The sequence below is a fragment of the Xanthomonas sp. NCPPB 1754 genome (genome assembly GCF_041475725.2).
In the GTDB taxonomy this organism is placed as follows: Bacteria; Pseudomonadota; Gammaproteobacteria; order Xanthomonadales; family Xanthomonadaceae; genus Xanthomonas; species Xanthomonas euvesicatoria.
In genome coordinates this window covers 109,506-125,461 of sequence record NZ_CM192982.1, presented here as the reverse complement: position 1 = coordinate 125,461, position 15,956 = coordinate 109,506, and the positions used below count along the sequence as shown (strand labels likewise).

At 64.4% G+C, this 15,956-nt stretch carries 16 protein-coding genes; 9 read left to right on the top strand and 7 right to left on the bottom strand.

Features of this window, described 5'->3' with window-relative positions; all coding sequences use genetic code 11:
* Positions 1-49: 49 nt before the first annotated feature.
* Positions 50-1,216: an FMN-dependent L-lactate dehydrogenase LldD gene (lldD, locus tag ACCQ15_RS00540; protein WP_031420537.1), complete on the top strand. Its 1,167-nt coding sequence runs from the start codon at positions 50-52 to the stop codon at positions 1,214-1,216.
* A 137-nt stretch (positions 1,217-1,353) separates the two neighbouring features.
* Here lldD and ku read toward each other — a convergent pair whose 3' ends face one another.
* Positions 1,354-2,313 carry a non-homologous end joining protein Ku gene (gene ku / locus ACCQ15_RS00535; RefSeq protein WP_372381088.1) on the bottom strand — a complete coding sequence of 320 codons (960 nt, stop codon included), beginning with the start codon at positions 2,311-2,313 and terminating at the stop codon, positions 1,354-1,356.
* Positions 2,313-2,711 carry a hypothetical protein gene (locus tag ACCQ15_RS00530; protein ID WP_345777396.1) on the bottom strand — a complete coding sequence of 133 codons (399 nt, stop codon included), beginning with the start codon at positions 2,709-2,711 and terminating at the stop codon, positions 2,313-2,315. Before ACCQ15_RS00530 ends, ku begins: the two co-directional genes overlap by 1 nt.
* A gap of 150 nt (positions 2,712-2,861) precedes the next feature.
* Between ACCQ15_RS00530 and ACCQ15_RS00525 the strand changes: the two genes are divergently transcribed.
* A complete protein-coding gene (locus ACCQ15_RS00525; protein ID WP_008573948.1) occupies positions 2,862-3,041 on the top strand; it encodes a hypothetical protein in 180 nt (59 codons plus the stop codon).
* Positions 3,042-3,143: 102 nt separating this feature from the next.
* Here the strand turns inward: ACCQ15_RS00525 and ACCQ15_RS00520 are convergent, their stop codons facing one another.
* The 5 genes from ACCQ15_RS00520 to ACCQ15_RS00500 form a co-directional block, all read right to left on the bottom strand.
* Positions 3,144-3,539 carry a DUF779 domain-containing protein gene (locus ACCQ15_RS00520; protein WP_011345853.1) on the bottom strand — a complete coding sequence of 132 codons (396 nt, stop codon included), beginning with the start codon at positions 3,537-3,539 and terminating at the stop codon, positions 3,144-3,146.
* Between the two features lie 175 nt (positions 3,540-3,714).
* Positions 3,715-5,244 carry an aldehyde dehydrogenase gene (gene adh / locus ACCQ15_RS00515; protein ID WP_372381087.1) on the bottom strand — a complete coding sequence of 510 codons (1,530 nt, stop codon included), beginning with the start codon at positions 5,242-5,244 and terminating at the stop codon, positions 3,715-3,717.
* A gap of 385 nt (positions 5,245-5,629) precedes the next feature.
* Positions 5,630-6,148: a hypothetical protein gene (locus ACCQ15_RS00510; protein WP_372381086.1), complete on the bottom strand. Its 519-nt coding sequence runs from the start codon at positions 6,146-6,148 to the stop codon at positions 5,630-5,632.
* A gap of 164 nt (positions 6,149-6,312) precedes the next feature.
* Positions 6,313-6,639, bottom strand: coding sequence for a hypothetical protein (locus ACCQ15_RS00505; RefSeq protein WP_372381085.1), 327 nt, complete (start codon positions 6,637-6,639; stop codon positions 6,313-6,315).
* 110 nt (positions 6,640-6,749) lie between these two features.
* Positions 6,750-8,888, bottom strand: coding sequence for a TonB-dependent receptor family protein (locus ACCQ15_RS00500; RefSeq protein ID WP_372381084.1), 2,139 nt, complete (start codon positions 8,886-8,888; stop codon positions 6,750-6,752).
* A 156-nt stretch (positions 8,889-9,044) separates the two neighbouring features.
* Here ACCQ15_RS00500 and ACCQ15_RS00495 point away from each other — a divergent pair, with 156 nt between their 5' ends.
* The 7 genes from ACCQ15_RS00495 to ACCQ15_RS00465 all read left to right on the top strand — a co-directional run bounded on the left by ACCQ15_RS00495 (position 9,045) and on the right by ACCQ15_RS00465 (position 15,605).
* Positions 9,045-10,247: an amino acid aminotransferase gene (locus tag ACCQ15_RS00495; RefSeq protein ID WP_014088932.1), complete on the top strand. Its 1,203-nt coding sequence runs from the start codon at positions 9,045-9,047 to the stop codon at positions 10,245-10,247.
* Between the two features lie 267 nt (positions 10,248-10,514).
* The gene (locus ACCQ15_RS00490) at positions 10,515-11,525 is read left to right on the top strand and encodes a class 1 fructose-bisphosphatase (protein WP_008573980.1); all 1,011 of its coding nucleotides are present in this window, start codon (positions 10,515-10,517) and stop codon (positions 11,523-11,525) included.
* 322 nt (positions 11,526-11,847) lie between these two features.
* A complete protein-coding gene (locus tag ACCQ15_RS00485; RefSeq protein ID WP_029818163.1) occupies positions 11,848-12,315 on the top strand; it encodes a hypothetical protein in 468 nt (155 codons plus the stop codon).
* Positions 12,316-12,395: 80 nt separating this feature from the next.
* The gene (locus ACCQ15_RS00480; protein WP_029818162.1) at positions 12,396-12,782 is read left to right on the top strand and encodes a hypothetical protein; all 387 of its coding nucleotides are present in this window, start codon (positions 12,396-12,398) and stop codon (positions 12,780-12,782) included.
* 118 nt (positions 12,783-12,900) lie between these two features.
* Positions 12,901-13,155 carry a DUF2164 domain-containing protein gene (locus ACCQ15_RS00475; protein ID WP_372381083.1) on the top strand — a complete coding sequence of 85 codons (255 nt, stop codon included), beginning with the start codon at positions 12,901-12,903 and terminating at the stop codon, positions 13,153-13,155.
* 65 nt (positions 13,156-13,220) lie between these two features.
* Positions 13,221-13,610, top strand: coding sequence for a hypothetical protein (locus ACCQ15_RS00470; RefSeq protein WP_011345843.1), 390 nt, complete (start codon positions 13,221-13,223; stop codon positions 13,608-13,610).
* Positions 13,611-13,976: 366 nt separating this feature from the next.
* Entirely contained in the window at positions 13,977-15,605 is a 1,629-nt protein-coding gene (locus ACCQ15_RS00465; protein ID WP_372381082.1) for a TldD/PmbA family protein, read from the top strand.
* Positions 15,606-15,956: the final 351 nt, after the last annotated feature.

Sequence of the window (15,956 nt, the reverse complement as noted above, 5' to 3'; positions counted from 1 at the left end):
TGGATCGTCTTACACTCGGCCGCTCCCCGCCGCTGCCGTCCCCTCTTCGATGATCATTTCCGCCGCTTCCGACTACCGCGCCGCTGCGCAAGCACGCCTGCCGCCCTTCCTGTTCCATTACATCGATGGCGGCGCGTATGCCGAGCACACCTTGCGGCGCAATGTCTCGGACCTGGCCGATGTAGCGCTGCGCCAGCGGGTGCTGCGCAATATGTCGGATCTGCGCCTGAGCACCGAGCTGTTCGGCGAAACCCTGGCGATGCCGGTGGCATTGGCGCCGGTCGGCCTCACCGGCATGTATGCACGCCGCGGCGAAGTGCAGGCCGCGCGTGCGGCGGCCGCGCGCGGCATTCCCTTCACCCTGTCCACGGTGTCGGTGTGCCCGATCGAAGAAGTGGCGCCGGCCATCGAACGGCCGATGTGGTTCCAGCTCTATGTGCTCAAGGACCGTGGCTTCATGCGCAATGCGCTGGAACGGGCCAAGGCCGCGGGCGTGACCACGCTGGTGTTCACCGTGGACATGCCCACGCCGGGCGCGCGCTACCGCGATGCGCACTCGGGCATGAGCGGGCCCAATGCCTCGCTGCGGCGCATGCTGCAGGCAGTGACGCATCCGCGCTGGGCGTGGGACGTGGGCTTGCTCGGCAGGCCGCACGATCTGGGCAACATCTCCGCCTACCGCGGCAGCCCCACCGGCCTGCAGGATTACATCGGCTGGCTGGGCGCCAACTTCGACCCGTCCATTGCCTGGAAAGACCTGGAATGGATCCGCGAATTCTGGACCGGGCCGATGGTGATCAAGGGCATCCTGGACCCGGAGGACGCGCGCGATGCGGTGCGCTTCGGCGCCGACGGCATCGTGGTCTCCAACCACGGCGGCCGTCAGCTCGACGGCGTGCTGTCCAGCGCACGCGCGCTGCCGGCCATTGCCGACGCGGTAAAGGGCGAACTGAAGATTCTGGCCGATTCGGGCATCCGCAGCGGGCTGGATGTGGTGCGCATGCTCGCGCTCGGTGCCGATGCGGTATTGCTGGGCCGCGCGTTCGTCTACGCGCTGGCGGCCGCCGGGCAGGCCGGCGTGGAAAACCTGCTGACCCTGATCGAAAAGGAAATGCGCGTGGCGATGACGCTGACCGGCACGCATTCCATCGCCGAGATCAGCGCCGACGCGTTGAGCCGGGTGACGCGCGAGCGGGCCGATGCGATCTCGCCTTGACGCCGCAAGACCGTCGCGCGTGATCGAGCGCTGTGAGCGGCCCGCCAGGCAGCGGACCGAAAGTGCCTCACCGTTTGCCGTGAAGCGCGCGCCGATAGGCGGGCATGCCGCCCGTACCGTCCGTGCTGCGCCCCCGCCTACCCCGCCTTGCGCCTGGGCGCGGCCGTCTTGGCGGCAGTCTTCTTGGCCGCCTTGCCTGCGGTCTTCCTGACGGCTTTCTTCGCCGCTTTCTTGGTCGCCGCTTTCTTTGCAGGTGCGCTTGCCGTTTCGGCCGTGCTGGATTTCTTGGCTGGCGTGCGCGTATTGGCCTGCAGGCTCTTCTGCAGCAACGACATGAAGTCCACCACGTTGGTGGTGGCGTCTTCGTGCTGAGGGGGTTCCACGTCCACGGTGGTCGTGCCGCCCTTTTCCTGGATGCGCTTGCGCAAGATCTTTTCCAGCTTGCCGCGGAATTCGTCCTGGTAATCCTCCGGCTGCCAGGTGCCGGACATCGACTCGATCAGCTGCTTTGCCATCTCCTGTTCCTTGGGCGTGATGCGGTACTCGCCCACCGCACCGGCCGGCAGCTTGAAGTCCTGCGGGTCCACCACCTCCTGCTGATAACGCAGCAACAACAGGATCAATGCATCGCCCTGCGGCATCACCGCCGCCAGATACTCGCGGGTGCGGATCACCACCTTGGCAATGCCTACCTTGCCGGTGTCGCGCAAGGTTTCGCGCAACAGCACGTACCCCTTTTCGGCCTTCTTGCCCGGCACCAGGATGTAGGGCTTTTCGAAATAGCGTGGGTCGATGTCGGCTGCATCGACGAAGGTTTCCACCTCGACCGTTTCATGGCTTTCCGGCGCCGCAGAGCGGATATCCTGTTCTTCGACGATGACGTAGCTGCCCTTGTCGTATTCGAATGCCTTGACGATCTCCTTCCACGGCACCTCATCGCCGGTGTCGGCATTGACGCGTTCGAAGCGGATCGGTTTTTTGTCGCGCGAATCCAGCATCCGGAAATGCAGATCCACCTTGCGCTCGCCCGACATCAACGACACCGGCACGTTGAGCAAGCCGAAGGAAAGGGTGCCGGTCCAGATCGGTCGGGCCATCAGTGCGCTGCTCCATGAATTGCGGCTTCGGGAATGTGGTCCAGGGCCAGCCAGGCATCTTCGACAATGTCGCGCACATGCAGCCAGTCCAGTCGCGAGGCTCCACGCATGCTGTCCCACTGCGCAGCCAGGGCCTGCTCGCAATCGATATCGGCCCCGCGCGGCCAATCGGCAGCGTGGGTGATCCGCGCAAACGCATAGGCCGGCGATAAATCGCGCCAGGTGGGCCCGCCACGCCGGCGGCGGCGCTGGTAGTCGGCCAGGCTGTAGCAATGGAAATCCTGCGCCACGCCAGCCGTATCCGGCATGCGTGACTTGCGCGGCGCGCGCCTAGGCGGAGCGGGCTCGACATGGGCACTGAACAGGCGACGGTCGGGACGGCGATCCTGGGGGCGCATGGGCGGCTCCACGGTGCGGCATGGGGGCTGACATCAGTAACGCCGCTGCCGTGAGCCATGCGTGAGAAATTCGCTTGCATTGCGCGATTTGCGTGCCCTTCACCGCAGGCGCGGTGAACTGCTCGCCCATCTTGCTGTCAGGAGTCCACCATGTCCCGCGACCCGTTACGCGACCAACCCACCCAGCCGGGCGAACAACACGGCAAGCGCGACGCCGAACACTATGAAGACCGCGGCGCCGGCGATGCGCCCGGGCGCCTGATTCCTGCCGATGACCAGACGCCGGCCAAGAAGCCGGGAAGCGCGCCATCGACGGGGACCGATGACTGAAGAGGTGTTCCTGGCGGGTCTCTGGCTGACTGCGTGGGTTGAAACACAAACCAACCTGCACCAGGCCGATTCGTGATCACGGGGCAAATCTCACCGCGTCGCTTACGCCCGGCCGGCCTGCTGCAACCGTGCGAATTCATCATCGTCAAACAGCCGCGACCGCACCAGGAAGCGCACCCCCTCCCCATTTTCCAGCGAAAACATGCCACCGCGCCCCGGCACCACATCGATGATGAGCTGGGTGTGCTTCCAGTATTCGAATTGCGGCGCGCTGATGTAGAACGGCGCGCCGCCAATCTCGCCCAGCAAGACGTCGCGGTCGCCGACGATGAATTCGCCGACCGCAAAACACATTGGCGAAGACCCATCGCAACAGCCGCCGGATTGGTGGAACAACACATCGCCATGCTGGGCACGCAGCTTGTCGATCAGCTGCAGTGCCGCCAGCGTGGCCGTTACCTGCGCCGGCAGCTCAGTGCGCGTGGTGCTGTCTTGCATCGGCCAACTCCCGCGGCCGCTCCGGCCGCCTTGTCGAGCACCATACCCTGCCGCTGTGTGCGGGCGTGCATGCACGCGGACACCGTGTGCATGCCCTTGCATCGATGTGCAACAGAACAAGCCCGGCTGGCCTTCGTGTGCGCAAACATCGAGGCGATCAGCCACGCAGCTGCCGTTAGAAAAACCCCAGCGCCTTCGGCGAATAGCTCACCAACAGGTTCTTGGTTTGTTGATAGTGGTCGAGCATCATCTTGTGATTTTCGCGGCCGATGCCCGACTGCTTGTACCCGCCAAATGCAGCATGCGCCGGGTAGGCGTGATAGCAGTTGGTCCACACGCGGCCAGCCTGGATCGCGCGGCCCATCCGATACAGGCGCGAAGCGTCGCGACTCCAGAGGCCGGCACCCAGGCCGTATAGCGTGTCGTTGGCGATCGCCAGCGCGTCGGCTTCGTCCTTGAAGGTAGTGACCGAGACCACCGGGCCGAAGATCTCCTCCTGGAACACGCGCATCTTGTTGTGCCCCTTGAACACCGTGGGCTTGACGTAAAAGCCCTCGGCCAGGTCGCCTTCGAGCGTGTTGCGCTCGCCGCCGATCAGCACTTGCGCACCTTCCTGCTTGCCGATATCGATGTAGGAGAGAATTTTTTCCAGCTGCTCACTGGACGCCTGCGCACCGACCATGGTGTTGGGATCGAGCGGATTGCCCTGCTTGATCGCCGCCACGCGCGCAAGCGCCTTTTCCATGAAGCTGTCGTAGATGGATTCCTGGATCAGCGCGCGCGACGGGCAGGTACACACTTCGCCTTGATTGAAGGCGAACAGCACGAAGCCTTCCACCGCCTTGTCGAGAAAATCGTCGTCTTCGGCCATCACATCGGCGAAGAAGATGTTGGGCGATTTGCCACCCAGCTCCAGCGTCACCGGAATCAGGTTCTGGCTGGCGTACTGCATGATCAGCCGGCCGGTGGTGGTTTCGCCGGTGAACGCAATCTTGGCGATGCGCGGGTTGCTGGCCAGCGGCTTGCCGGCCTCCAGGCCGAAGCCGTTGACCACGTTCAACACGCCAGGCGGCAGCAGGTCGCCGATGAGTTCCATCAACACCAAAATCGAAGCCGGCGTCTGCTCTGCCGGCTTCATCACCACGCAGTTGCCGGCGGCAAGCGCCGGCGCGAGTTTCCAGCACGCCATCAGCAGCGGGAAATTCCACGGAATGATCTGCCCCACCACGCCCAACGGTTCGTGGAAGTGATACGCGATGGTGTCGCTGTCGATCTCGGAAATACCGCCTTCCTGCGCGCGGATGGCACCGGCGAAATAGCGGAAGTGGTCCACGCACAATGGCACGTCGGCATTGAGCGTTTCGCGCACCGGCTTGCCGTTGTCCCACGTCTCGGCGTACGCGAGCAGTTCGAGATTCTGTTCGATGCGGTCGGCGATCTTGAGCAATACGTTAGAGCGCTCGGTGGTGGAGGTCTTGCCCCACGCGTCCTTGGCCGCGTGCGCAGCATCCAGCGCCGCTTCGATATCCGGAGCGGTGGAGCGCGCGATCGAGGTAAAGACCTTGCCGTTGATCGGCGTGGTGTTGTCGAAATACTGACCACCCTTCGGTGCGACCCACTTGCCGCCGATGAAGTTGTCGTAGCGCGGTTTGAAGATCGACTGCGGATCGGTGTTGAGCGGCTTGGTGGCAGGTTGCGCGTTCATCGTGATCTCCTGGCAAGTGGTCCGATGCGAACGTGTATACCCGCGCAAGTGCTAGCGCAATGTCATGTGCGATGCTGTTGCGCTGCGTCATCGTGGAACCGGGATTGACCCTGCCATTCCCGCGAAAAATACGCTGCAGCGCGTCATCGGCCTGACGCCGATGGCACTGCAGCAGAATGGCGTATGCCGCGCCGTTTCGTCCGGCCGCCGGCTTGCGGCATCTGTCGCAACGCAGGTTCGCCAGTGAGGCACTGACACACTGAGCATCGGCGAGGAGAGCAAGGCGTGTAGCGCACGCGGCAAGCACGTCGATTCAATCAAGGAACGCGGGCGGTGACACGACTGCCAGGCTTGTGCATTCACCGAGCTGACGCTGCCAACCGCGCTAAGGTTTACCAGTTACCGTCACACCGTGCTCTGCTGCCGTGCCGATGGCCATGGATTGCTCTGGTGGCACTTGGCAGTCGGTTGCCGTCTGTAGCCGGTAAGAGCGCAGCTGCCATGCGGCACTCCGACCGGACTGCTCCCAGGAATAGATCCAGCGATGGCGTTGGCCGGCAGTACAGGCGTCGATCGTGATTTCGTCGCGCGTCTGGCCGCGTGCGGGCAGCGGCGCGGCGTTGCTGATGTTATCGGCGCGCGTATTCAACGGACGATCGAAGATGGCGGTGCTGATGCGCACCGCGCCCAGCGCTGCGGCATCGGCCGGCGGCGGCGTTTGCCCGGGCTGCGTCCCCAGCCTGGATTGCTGCTGCAACCACGCGTGGATTTGTGCAATGGCTGGAGTGCCGGCCGGATAGTCGCGCACGATGCGCATGTCCACGTGGTTTGCCCACGCGGCGTTGCAGACCAGCAGGCCGGCCGCCATCGCCGCCAAGTCGACCGTTCGCTTGCAGACCATCATCGTCGCGCTCCATGCCGTGAATGCGTGGCAGAGGCTAGCATGCCGATCTGACGGTGCCTGGCTCTGCGCCGACTTGCTCGGACTCGCGCAGGAGGCTGTCTACCAGAGCGCAACGCGCTGCGAGCACGCACAGGCAGCAGCGCAACCTTCAGTCTCGCCATCGGCTAGTCCCATCGGCACCGCGCAATAGCGCACTGGCCGGCCGCGGTACTTCCTCTCGCACGCCATTGACGCACTGCCGCAAGCACGCGCTTGCCGTCGGTCGCGCTGCTGTCGCGTGCAGCGTAGTCATGTGGCCGGGCTTGAACTTGGGCCGCCGACGTTGCGCAGGCGGCATGCTGGCCTGCCAGCACGGCGGCACGCTCGGTGGCGTCCAACAGCAGCAGGATCGAAAAGCCGGCAGCCGAGATCGCGCAGTTGATATCCAGCCAAGAGCGATCGCCCTCGGAGAGAAGAAACCAGTCGGCAGGGGCGTGGTCGATCACGATCATGCTGGTGCGGTATGGCGTGGGGAACGGTCTGACCGGGACAGCCTCGTCGCGCCCGGGGGCGCTCCCACAAGGCCACGGTGCGTGGTGGTGTGCGGTGCGTGGAATGTTTCTCAGCCGCCAAAATCCCACTGCAATCCCACCGTGTAGGTGCGGTCCGGGCCGGGCTCGTAGTAGCGGCCGTTGCCATCGTTGACGATGACCGAGCCCACGTACTGCCGGTCCAGCACATTGTCGATGCGTGCGAAGGCGCGCAATGCGCCCTGCGTGGTGGTCCAGCGCCGGGAGGCTTCCAGGTTCACCAAGGCGTAGCCGGGTGCACGTTCGGTGGCCAGGTCGTTGACCACGGTGGCGCCGGAGGCCACCGATTCGGCAGCCAACTGCCATTGCGCCGGCTGCCATTGCCAGCGCGCAAACAGCTGCTGGCGTGGCACGCCCGGCAGGCGCGAACCACTGGCCACCAGTGCGGTGGGCGTGGCGCAGCCGCTGCTGGCACAGGTCAGGTAGCCGTCGCGCACGGTGGCATCGACGAAGGTATAGGCCAGCTGCAGCTGCTGGGCGGCACCGATCGGCTGTTGCCAGCTGAGCTCCGCGCCCTGGCGCCGAGTGGCGCCGATGTTGCGATAGGTGCTGCGCCCGTTGGTATTGCTGGCCACCGCCAGCTCGTCGTCGGTGTCGGCGCGGAAGACCGCAAATTCCAGCGCCGCGCCGCTTTGCGCGCGCCACTTGCTGCCCACTTCGTAGTTGCGGCTGGTGGCCGCGCCCAGGTCCAGCGCCAGGCCGGCGCCGCCATCGCTGCGGTACCCCAGTTCGTTGAAGGTGGGCGTTTCGAAACCGCGCCCGACCGACGCGTAAAACCGCAGATCCTCGTCGGCGCGGAACACGATGCCGGCCACCGGCGTGGTCGCGGAATAGTTGCGCTTGCCGCTGTCGTCGGGATTGCGGCCCACGATGTAGTGGTCGTCCGATTCGAAGCGCACATCGCTATGGCGCACGCCCAGCAGCGCCGACCAGCGCTCGCTCCACTGCCACCACAGCTGCGCGAACTGGTCCACGTTCTGGACCTCATCGCGCTGGTTGCGGCGCAATGCGCCCTTGATGCCGAGTGTGTCGCCGACGAAATTCTCGTAACCGGTGCGGTGCTGGCGCTGGCGGTCGATATTGGTGCCCACGGTCAGCTGCAGCGGCCGGCCCAGCGCTTCGCCCTGCCAGGCCCAGCGCGCATCGGCACCTTCGTAATTGCTGTCCAGATCGATCACCCCGCCCGAATGCAGCGGGTTGCGCTGCACCGCCACCGGAATGGCCAGGAATTGCTCCACGCTGCGCTGGCCGCCATAGGCCATCAGGCGCAGCGTCTGTTTATCCAATTGCTGGGTGAAAATGGCGCCTGCCTGCGACTGGCGCACCGACTTGCGGGTATCGAACTGGGTGGCCACCGACGTGGCCTGTGCCGGGTCGGCAGTGAACTGGGCGCGGGTCAGACCGAGCGGGTCCTGGGCATCGGGTGCGTCCAGATAGTTGAGCACCAGGTCCAGCCGGCGGCCCTCGGCCAGATCGAAGCCGAGCTTGGCGTTGACCGAGTCGCGCCTGGCGCGGCTATGCGCACGGAAGCCATCGGTGTCGAAACGATTGGCCGCCACGTTGTAGTGCACCGCGCCCTGCTGGCCGAGCAATTGCGCACCGACGTTGACGGTGGCGTTGCTGCCATAGGTGGCGCGCAGACGCCACGGGTCGTCCGGCTGGCCATCGGCGCTCCACAGCTGCAGCACGCCGCCGGAGGAGTTGCCGTACAACGCCGAAAACGGACCGCGCAGCACTTCCACCCGCTCGGCGCCCAGCACGTTGAAGTGCGACAGCTGGCCCTGGCCGTCAGGCATGCTGGCCGGGATGCCGTCCACCAACAGCCGCACGCCGCGCACGCCGAAGGTGGAGCGCGCGCCGAAGCCGCGGATCGACAGCTGGGTGTCCTGCGCGTAGTTCTGGCGGTCGCGCGCCACTAGGCCGGGGATGCCGTCCAGCAGCTCGGACACCTGCGCGCCACGGCGGTTGTCGTCATCGGCCGCCACCACGGTGAACGAGGCCGGCAGGTCGAAGTCGTCCACCCCGCGCACGCGCGCTGCGTCCACCTGCACGGCAGGCAGGCGCTGGATCGGCGTGGAGGCGGGCGGCACCGGATCGGCAGCCAGGACGGGCGATGTGGCGCCCGTGGCGAACAGGCCGCAGGCGGCGGCCAACAAGGTGAGTCTGGACATGCAGGTAGTGTCCCTCATCCGTACTGGCAGTGCATTGTTGCGTACGGAACGAAGCATGCTACGCCGGCCATGGGCTGCTACGATGAAGTGGTTTGGCCCAGCAGCGGTCAACGATCCGGAAGTACCCCACTCTTTCGTCCTTCAGCGAGTCATGCCGTGTCCTTCTTTGCAAACGTGGAACAGGTTCCAGGCGACCCCATCCTGGGCCTGACCGAGGCCTACAACGCCGACAGCCGCCCCAACAAGGTCAACCTGGGCGTGGGCATCTATTACGACGAAAACGGACGCATCCCGCTGTTGCGCGCCGTGCACAAGATCGAGCAGCAGCTCGCGCAGGACGCCAAACCGCGCGGTTACCTGCCCATCGACGGCCTGGCCGCGTACGACAAGGCCACCCAGGAGCTGCTGTTCGGCGCCGACTCTGCGCTGGTGACCTCCGGCCGCGTGGCGACCTCGCAGACCGTCGGCGGCAGCGGTGCATTGCGCGTGGGCGCGGACCTGCTCAAGAAGCTGCTGCCCACCGCCACCATCGCCATCAGCAACCCCAGCTGGGAAAACCATCGCGCGGTGTTCGGCGCGGCCGGCTTCGAGGTTGTCGATTACACCTATTTCGATGCCGCCAGCCATGGCCTGAACTTCGACGGCATGCTCGCCGACCTGGCCAAGCTGGAGCCGGGCACCGTGGTGCTGCTGCACGCCTGCTGCCACAACCCCACCGGCGCAGACCTGAGCCGCGAACAGTGGAAGCAGGTGGCGGGGCTGTTGAAGGAACGCAACCTGTTCCCGTTCGTCGACATCGCCTACCAGGGCTTCGACCAGGGCATCGAGGCCGATGCCTATGCGGTGCGCCTGCTGGCTGCCGAAGGCATCGACAGCTACGTGGTCGCCAGCTCCTACTCCAAGTCGTTCTCGCTGTATGGCGAGCGCGTGGGCGCGCTGTCGGTGGTCTCGGCCACCGCCGCCGAAGCCAAGGCCGTGCAGTCGCAGGTCAAGCGCATCATCCGCACGATCTACTCCAGCCCGTCCACGCACGGCGCCGCGCTGGTGGCCGGCGTGCTGACCAGCCCGGAGCTGCGCGATCTGTGGGAGCAGGAACTGACCGAAATGCGCGAGCGCATCCATTCCCTGCGCGCTGGGCTGGTGGAAAAACTCGCCACGCTGGGCGCGCCGGAGTTCGACTTCATCCAGCGCCAGGCCGGCATGTTCTCGTACTCGGGCCTGACCCGGACCCAGGTAGACCGCCTGCGCGACGAGTTCGCGATCTACGCCGTCGGCACCGGCCGCATCTGCGTGGCCGCACTGAGCCAGCGCAACCTGGACTACGTGGCCCAGGCCGTGGCCACTGTCAGCCGGGTGTAATGCAGCGCGGAGCGCCATCGGCGACAGCGGCTGAAGTCATAAGCCGGGAGCGCGCAAGCCTCCCGGCTTTTTTGTGCTTGCTGCTGCACCCTCGCCCCGACGACGCACGGCGTGCTGGATGCGGTAGCGCGGGACAACCCCCCGCTTATCACACGCCATCCGCACATATTCGATCACCGGCGATGCAAACCGCGCATCAAGTGATCGAAATCTAACGCGGCAATGGCGACAATGGCGGCCCACTTCCTACACAGGCTGCCCGTTCCCATGTCGCGTCCCTCGCTGACCCGCTTCCTGATCGAAGAGCAACACGCCGGCCGTATCGATGCGGAATTGCGCCAGCTGATCACCATCGTCTCGCGCGCCTGCAAGCGCATTTCCATCGCCGTGAGCAAGGGCGCCCTGGGCGGCGTGCTCGGCGATGCCGGCACCGGCAACGTACAGGGCGAAGCACAGAAAAAGCTCGATGTGCTCAGCAACGACATCCTGCTCGAAGCCAACGCCTGGGGCGGCCATCTGGCCGCGTGCGCGTCCGAAGAAATGGACCACAGCCAGCCGGTGCCCGACCAATACCCCAGCGGCGATTTCCTGCTGTTGTTCGATCCCTTGGACGGCAGTTCCAACATCGACGTCAATGTCTCGGTCGGCACCATCTTCTCGGTGCTGCGCGCACCCAAGGGCACCGAAAAGCCGGGCGATGAGCACTTCCTGCAGCCGGGCACCCAACAGGTCGCCGCCGGCTATTGCATCTACGGCCCCAGCACCATGCTGGTGCTCACGCTGGGCCACGGTACCCACGCCTTCACCCTGGAGCGCGAAGAAGGCAGCTTCCTGCTGACCCAGGCCAACATGCGCGTGCCCGAAGACACCGCCGAATACGCCATCAACATGTCCAACCAGCGCCACTGGGAACCGGCGATGCAGGCCTACGTGGGCGACCTGCTGGCCGGCAAGGACGGCGCACGCGGCAAGGATTTCAACATGCGCTGGATCGCCAGCATGGTGGCCGACGTGCACCGCATCCTCACCCGCGGCGGCATCTTCATCTACCCCTGGGACAAGAAGGATCCGGGCAAGCCGGGCAAGCTGCGCCTGATGTACGAAGCCAACCCGATGAGCATGCTGGTGGAACAGGCCGGCGGCGCCGCCACCACCGGACGCGAACGCATTCTGGACATCCAGCCGACACAACTGCACCAGCGCGTACCGGTGTTCCTGGGCTCGAAGAACGAAGTGGCCGAAGCGACGCGATATCACCTGGATGCCGATAAGGCGTAAGGCTGCGGGTGCAGCTTGCAAGGCACGCAAACTGGATTCCACAAGACACCCGCCTAGTGCGGGTGTCTTGGTTCATGGCGCCCGCTGATTGCGGCGCTCTTTAGACGATGGCAAACGAGGGCCGCCGGCGCGACATGTCTTCATGGGTCGTCATTTGACTCCACGTGTGGCAGCAGTGAGTATCGCCCTCGGGCCGGAGCCGGAGTGGGACGGTCTACGCGAAGTCGATTCCAATCGCACTGCCTTGCACCAGTCGGCCGACTGACCGCAAGGATCACGTCTGGATCAGGGAGTTCTCATGAAGACCGCACGCGTTGCACTGGTGGCTGCCGTCCTGTTGCAGGCCACCCCCGCCTTCTCCGCATCAACCACGCCATCGCCACTGGTCGGAACCTGGCTGCTGGACACCAGCAGCCTGCCGATGCCGGAAGCTGTACGCCCCAAACGTGTCGTCCTGCAGTTCAAGCAGGTTCCGGGTAACAAATGGGCAACCACTGCCGAAATCGTCGAACACGACGACACGAAGTTGCAGGCGCAATCCACGCTACTGCTGGACGGCACACCGGGTCAGGCGTCGGGCACCTACCTGGTGGACCGTGCCGCGGTCAAAATGCCCGAGCCCGGCGTGTTGGTGATGCAGTTGATGTATCAAGGCGTCCCGGCCTCCACCCGCACCTATACGGTCAGTGCCGACGGCAAGGTCATGACCGAAATCGAAGCGTATTTCAAGGACGGCAACCCGATGATGCGCACGGCCTATTTCAAGCGCGCGGCAAGCCAGTCCAAGTAAGCACAATCGAGCCGACGCCGCATCGCGGCGCGGCTCGATTTACTTGAGGAGCAACGGCAATTTGAAGGCAGGGAGCCTGTATGCGACATCTTTTGCCGATCGATATTCCAGCCACATTACGGCGCAGCACGTCGGTCGAGCAATTTCTCGGAAAAAGCCCAGTCGATGCAGCATACGTTCGCCATGTCGAGCTACGGCCGGCAAACGATTGCATCGAGGTATGGATGTATGACGTCGAGGACATTGGCAGCGAAGACTATTCGGATCTGCATGACTTCGCATATTTCGAGCCAGACGGGCCTTGTGCCCCTGCCGCCATCTTTGCGGACGCTGCCGCTGCCGTGAAGTATGCCAGCACATTCCTGGCGGCGGACCCTACTCGCTGGACTAACCTCGGGATTGCCGAGTCCGAATACCTTGACTACATTCGGGCAGGGCGGCCTTCCCGCTGGCCGGTTGCCATCTGACCCTTCATCTCGATGCCGACCAGCAAGTGATTGGGTTCAACCGCCGGCAATCGCCCCAAGTTGCCGGTGTGGCAACGCAAATCGCCCCGATACCGTGGTTGAGCCAACCAGAGCATCCATGACCGAGATCAAATTCAGCGAAGGCGAGCGGGCGGCAATCACGCGCAAGATCCAGCTGTATTTCACCGAGGAACTGAAGCGGCAGATAGGACGCATGGATGCGGAGTTTCTGCTGGATTTCTTCGCCGAAGAGGTGGGAGCTTATTTCTACAATCGGGGTATCTGCGATGCGCAGGCCATCGTTGCCAAGAAGCTGGACGACTTGGGCGAATCGATATTCCAGCTGGAACGACCCACCGATTTCATAAGGTAGGACCCTCTCCGGTTCACGCGCATGCGCTAGCGTTTCCTCTTGAACGACAGATAGGGAAGACTGCAATGACTTTAGCGAGTGCCCGCTTCCTGCTCGTGATCGCCGGCGTGGTGCTGCCGTATGCGGCACGCCTGCCATTCGGACTGGGGTGGTTGCGCCAGTACACGGATGTCGGCCTCGGTGGTTGGCTGTTGTTGGGTGGATTCAATGCGATCGCCTGGGGTGCGCTGCTGTGCATCAGCTTTTTGTACCGGCGGCCGATTGCATTGTTGGTGCCGTGCCTGCTTGGCTTTGGTGTGCTCGCCTGGGCGCATGCAACCCTCGATTTACGCGCCGATGCACAGTCGGCATTGGCGCTGATCTTCATTCCGATTTACGCGTTGCTGCCGATCACATTGGGCGGCGTACTCGGCTATGTACTGGACCGAAAGCTCCGCCGTAGCGGGACGCCCTGAGACTGCGCTGAAGTGCCGGCTTCAACATCCCGTCCGACACTGTCCGGTAGTGCGCCTGCGCCCAGATGCAGTGCAGTGCAGTGATTCGAGGGTGTCGTCGAATTTCCCTGCGTACGATAGACAGCGCACGCCCCGCTGGAGCGCTGGTACATCCGCAGCCGAGTCAAGGTTGCGTCGTCGCGGCCCACCGCCATGCGCACGATTCACGCTTGCTCGCGTTCGCTTATGCGGGCCACGTTCGGTTTGCATTGCAGGGAACTGTTTGGATCGAACACCGCTAGCACTTGACCAAATCGGTGTACGCGGTAACGCTCGGATGCCGGTGTGCGCCTCTCGCGCTGCACGCATCGATTGGAGAGACCGCACGTGGACCGTCGTACCTTCCTCACCCTGTCCGGCATCGGCGCCGCCGGGCTGCTACTCCCCAACACGCGGCTAATCGCCGCCGAGCAGCTGCTTGCCCCAGTGGATGCAGCACGCAACCGGCGCCTTTCAGATGCCGCACTCACCACCGCCAAGGCTGCCGGTGCCAGCTATTGCGACGTGCGCGTGGGGCGTTATCTGCGCCAGTTCGTGATCACCCGCGAGGCGCAGGTGGAAAACGTGGTCAATGCCGAATCCATCGGGGTGGGCGTGCGCGTGCTGGCCGATGGCGCCTGGGGGTTTGCGGCCACCAACACATTGACCAGCGATGGCGTGGCCACCGCCACGCGGCAGGCGTTGGCCATTGCCAAGGCGAATGCGCGCTTGGGCGGCACGCCGGTGCAGCTGGCGCCGGTGACGCCGGCCGGACAGGTCAGCTGGAAGACGCCGATCAGGAAGAACGCCATGGAAGTGCCGCTGCAGGACAAGGTGGCGCTGCTGATGGACGTCAATGCAGCTGCGCTCAATGCCGGGGCCACCTTCGTGGCCTCGCGCATGTTTGCGATCAATGAGCAAAAGTATTTCGCCAGCAGCGATGGCTCCTACATCGATCAGGACGTGCACCGGTTGTGGCTGCCCTTCACCGTCACTGCAGTGGACAAGGCCAGCGGCAAGTTCCGCACCCGCGATGGGCTGTCCTCGCCCATGGGCATGGGCTACGAATACCTGGATGGCGATGCCGGCCAGAAGCACCAGCTGCCAGGCGGGCTGATCGGTTACGGGCACAGCTACGATGCGCGCGAAGATGCGATCGCCGCGGCCAAGCAGGCGCGCGCCAAACTCACCGCGCCGTCGGTGAAGACAGGCAAGTACGATCTGGTGATCGACCCGAGCAATCTGTTCCTCACCATCCATGAGTCGGTCGGGCACCCGCTGGAGCTCGATCGCGTGCTGGGTTACGAGGCCAACTACGCCGGCACCAGTTTCGCCACCCTGGACAAGCGCGATGCAGGTTACCGCTGGGGCAGCGATGCGGTGACCTTCGTCGCCGACAAGACCCAGCCGGGCAGCCTGGGTGCGGTGGGGTACGACGATGAGGGCGTCAAGACCAAACAATGGGAGTTGGTGAAGGACGGCATCCTGGTCGACTACCAATGCACGCGCGATCAGGCGCACCTGCTTGGCAAGACTGCGTCCGATGGCTGTAGCTACGCCGATTCGTGGTCGAACGTGCAATTCCAGCGCATGCCCAATGTGTCGTTGGCGCCAGGCAGGACGCCGTTGGCGGTTGCCGACATGATCAGGAACGTGGAGCACGGCTTGTACATCCATGGGCGCGGTTCGTATTCGATCGACCAGCAGCGCTACAACGCGCAGTTCGGCGGGCAGCTGTTCTACGAGATCGAAAACGGCCAGGTCACCCGCTTGGTGGAAGACGGCGCCTACCAGATCCGCACGCCGGAATTCTGGAATGCCTGTAGCGCCGTGTGCGACCAGCGCGACTTCCGCCTGGGTGGCTCGTTCTTCGATGGCAAGGGCCAGCCGAGCCAGGTCTCGGCGGTGTCGCATGGCGCGTCCACCGCGCGCTTCGATGGCATCAACGTGATCAATACCGCGCGTTCGTTGGGTTGAGGGTTGGTGGATCGACTGCGTGGTGATTGAGTTGTCTGCGTTGGCTCAGCACATTTAGGCACTGAGATTGTGTTTGTTGCGGTCGCTTAACTATCTTCAAGCTTGGTCAGTCGAGCGCGCGGTGCCCTCACCGCTCGCGGGACACGCCGTGAACCCGTCCATGGGGGCTCGATGGCGGCATCCATGCCGCCAACGGTCCCGCAATCGGCGAGGACACTGCACCAGAAAGTCCGCTGGTTGCTTGTTGAAGAACAGAGAGCACCGCGCGAGACCATTGCTGTTTGCTTGCTGAAAACTTTGCACACCGACCAACTTGACTGGTCCTTGCCTGCTCACCGTCGCGGGACCCTT

Excerpts from the sequence above, each read along its gene's own strand:
- lldD (WP_031420537.1), top strand. The coding sequence starts at position 50 with ATGATCATTTCCGCCGCTTCCGACTACCGCGCCGCTGCGCAAGCACGC.
- ACCQ15_RS00525 (WP_008573948.1), top strand. The coding sequence starts at position 2,862 with ATGTCCCGCGACCCGTTACGCGACCAACCCACCCAGCCGGGCGAACAA.
- ACCQ15_RS00500 (WP_372381084.1), bottom strand. The coding sequence starts at position 8,888 with ATGTCCAGACTCACCTTGTTGGCCGCCGCCTGCGGCCTGTTCGCCACG.
- ACCQ15_RS00475 (WP_372381083.1), top strand. The coding sequence starts at position 12,901 with ATGACCGAGATCAAATTCAGCGAAGGCGAGCGGGCGGCAATCACGCGC.
- ACCQ15_RS00510 (WP_372381086.1), bottom strand. The coding sequence starts at position 6,148 with ATGATGGTCTGCAAGCGAACGGTCGACTTGGCGGCGATGGCGGCCGGC.
- ACCQ15_RS00505 (WP_372381085.1), bottom strand. The coding sequence starts at position 6,639 with ATGATCGTGATCGACCACGCCCCTGCCGACTGGTTTCTTCTCTCCGAG.
- ACCQ15_RS00530 (WP_345777396.1), bottom strand. The coding sequence starts at position 2,711 with ATGCGCCCCCAGGATCGCCGTCCCGACCGTCGCCTGTTCAGTGCCCAT.
- adh (WP_372381087.1), bottom strand. The coding sequence starts at position 5,244 with ATGAACGCGCAACCTGCCACCAAGCCGCTCAACACCGATCCGCAGTCG.
- ku (WP_372381088.1), bottom strand. The coding sequence starts at position 2,313 with ATGGCCCGACCGATCTGGACCGGCACCCTTTCCTTCGGCTTGCTCAAC.
- ACCQ15_RS00490 (WP_008573980.1), top strand. The coding sequence starts at position 10,515 with ATGTCGCGTCCCTCGCTGACCCGCTTCCTGATCGAAGAGCAACACGCC.
- ACCQ15_RS00520 (WP_011345853.1), bottom strand. The coding sequence starts at position 3,539 with ATGCAAGACAGCACCACGCGCACTGAGCTGCCGGCGCAGGTAACGGCC.
- ACCQ15_RS00480 (WP_029818162.1), top strand. The coding sequence starts at position 12,396 with ATGCGACATCTTTTGCCGATCGATATTCCAGCCACATTACGGCGCAGC.
- ACCQ15_RS00470 (WP_011345843.1), top strand. The coding sequence starts at position 13,221 with ATGACTTTAGCGAGTGCCCGCTTCCTGCTCGTGATCGCCGGCGTGGTG.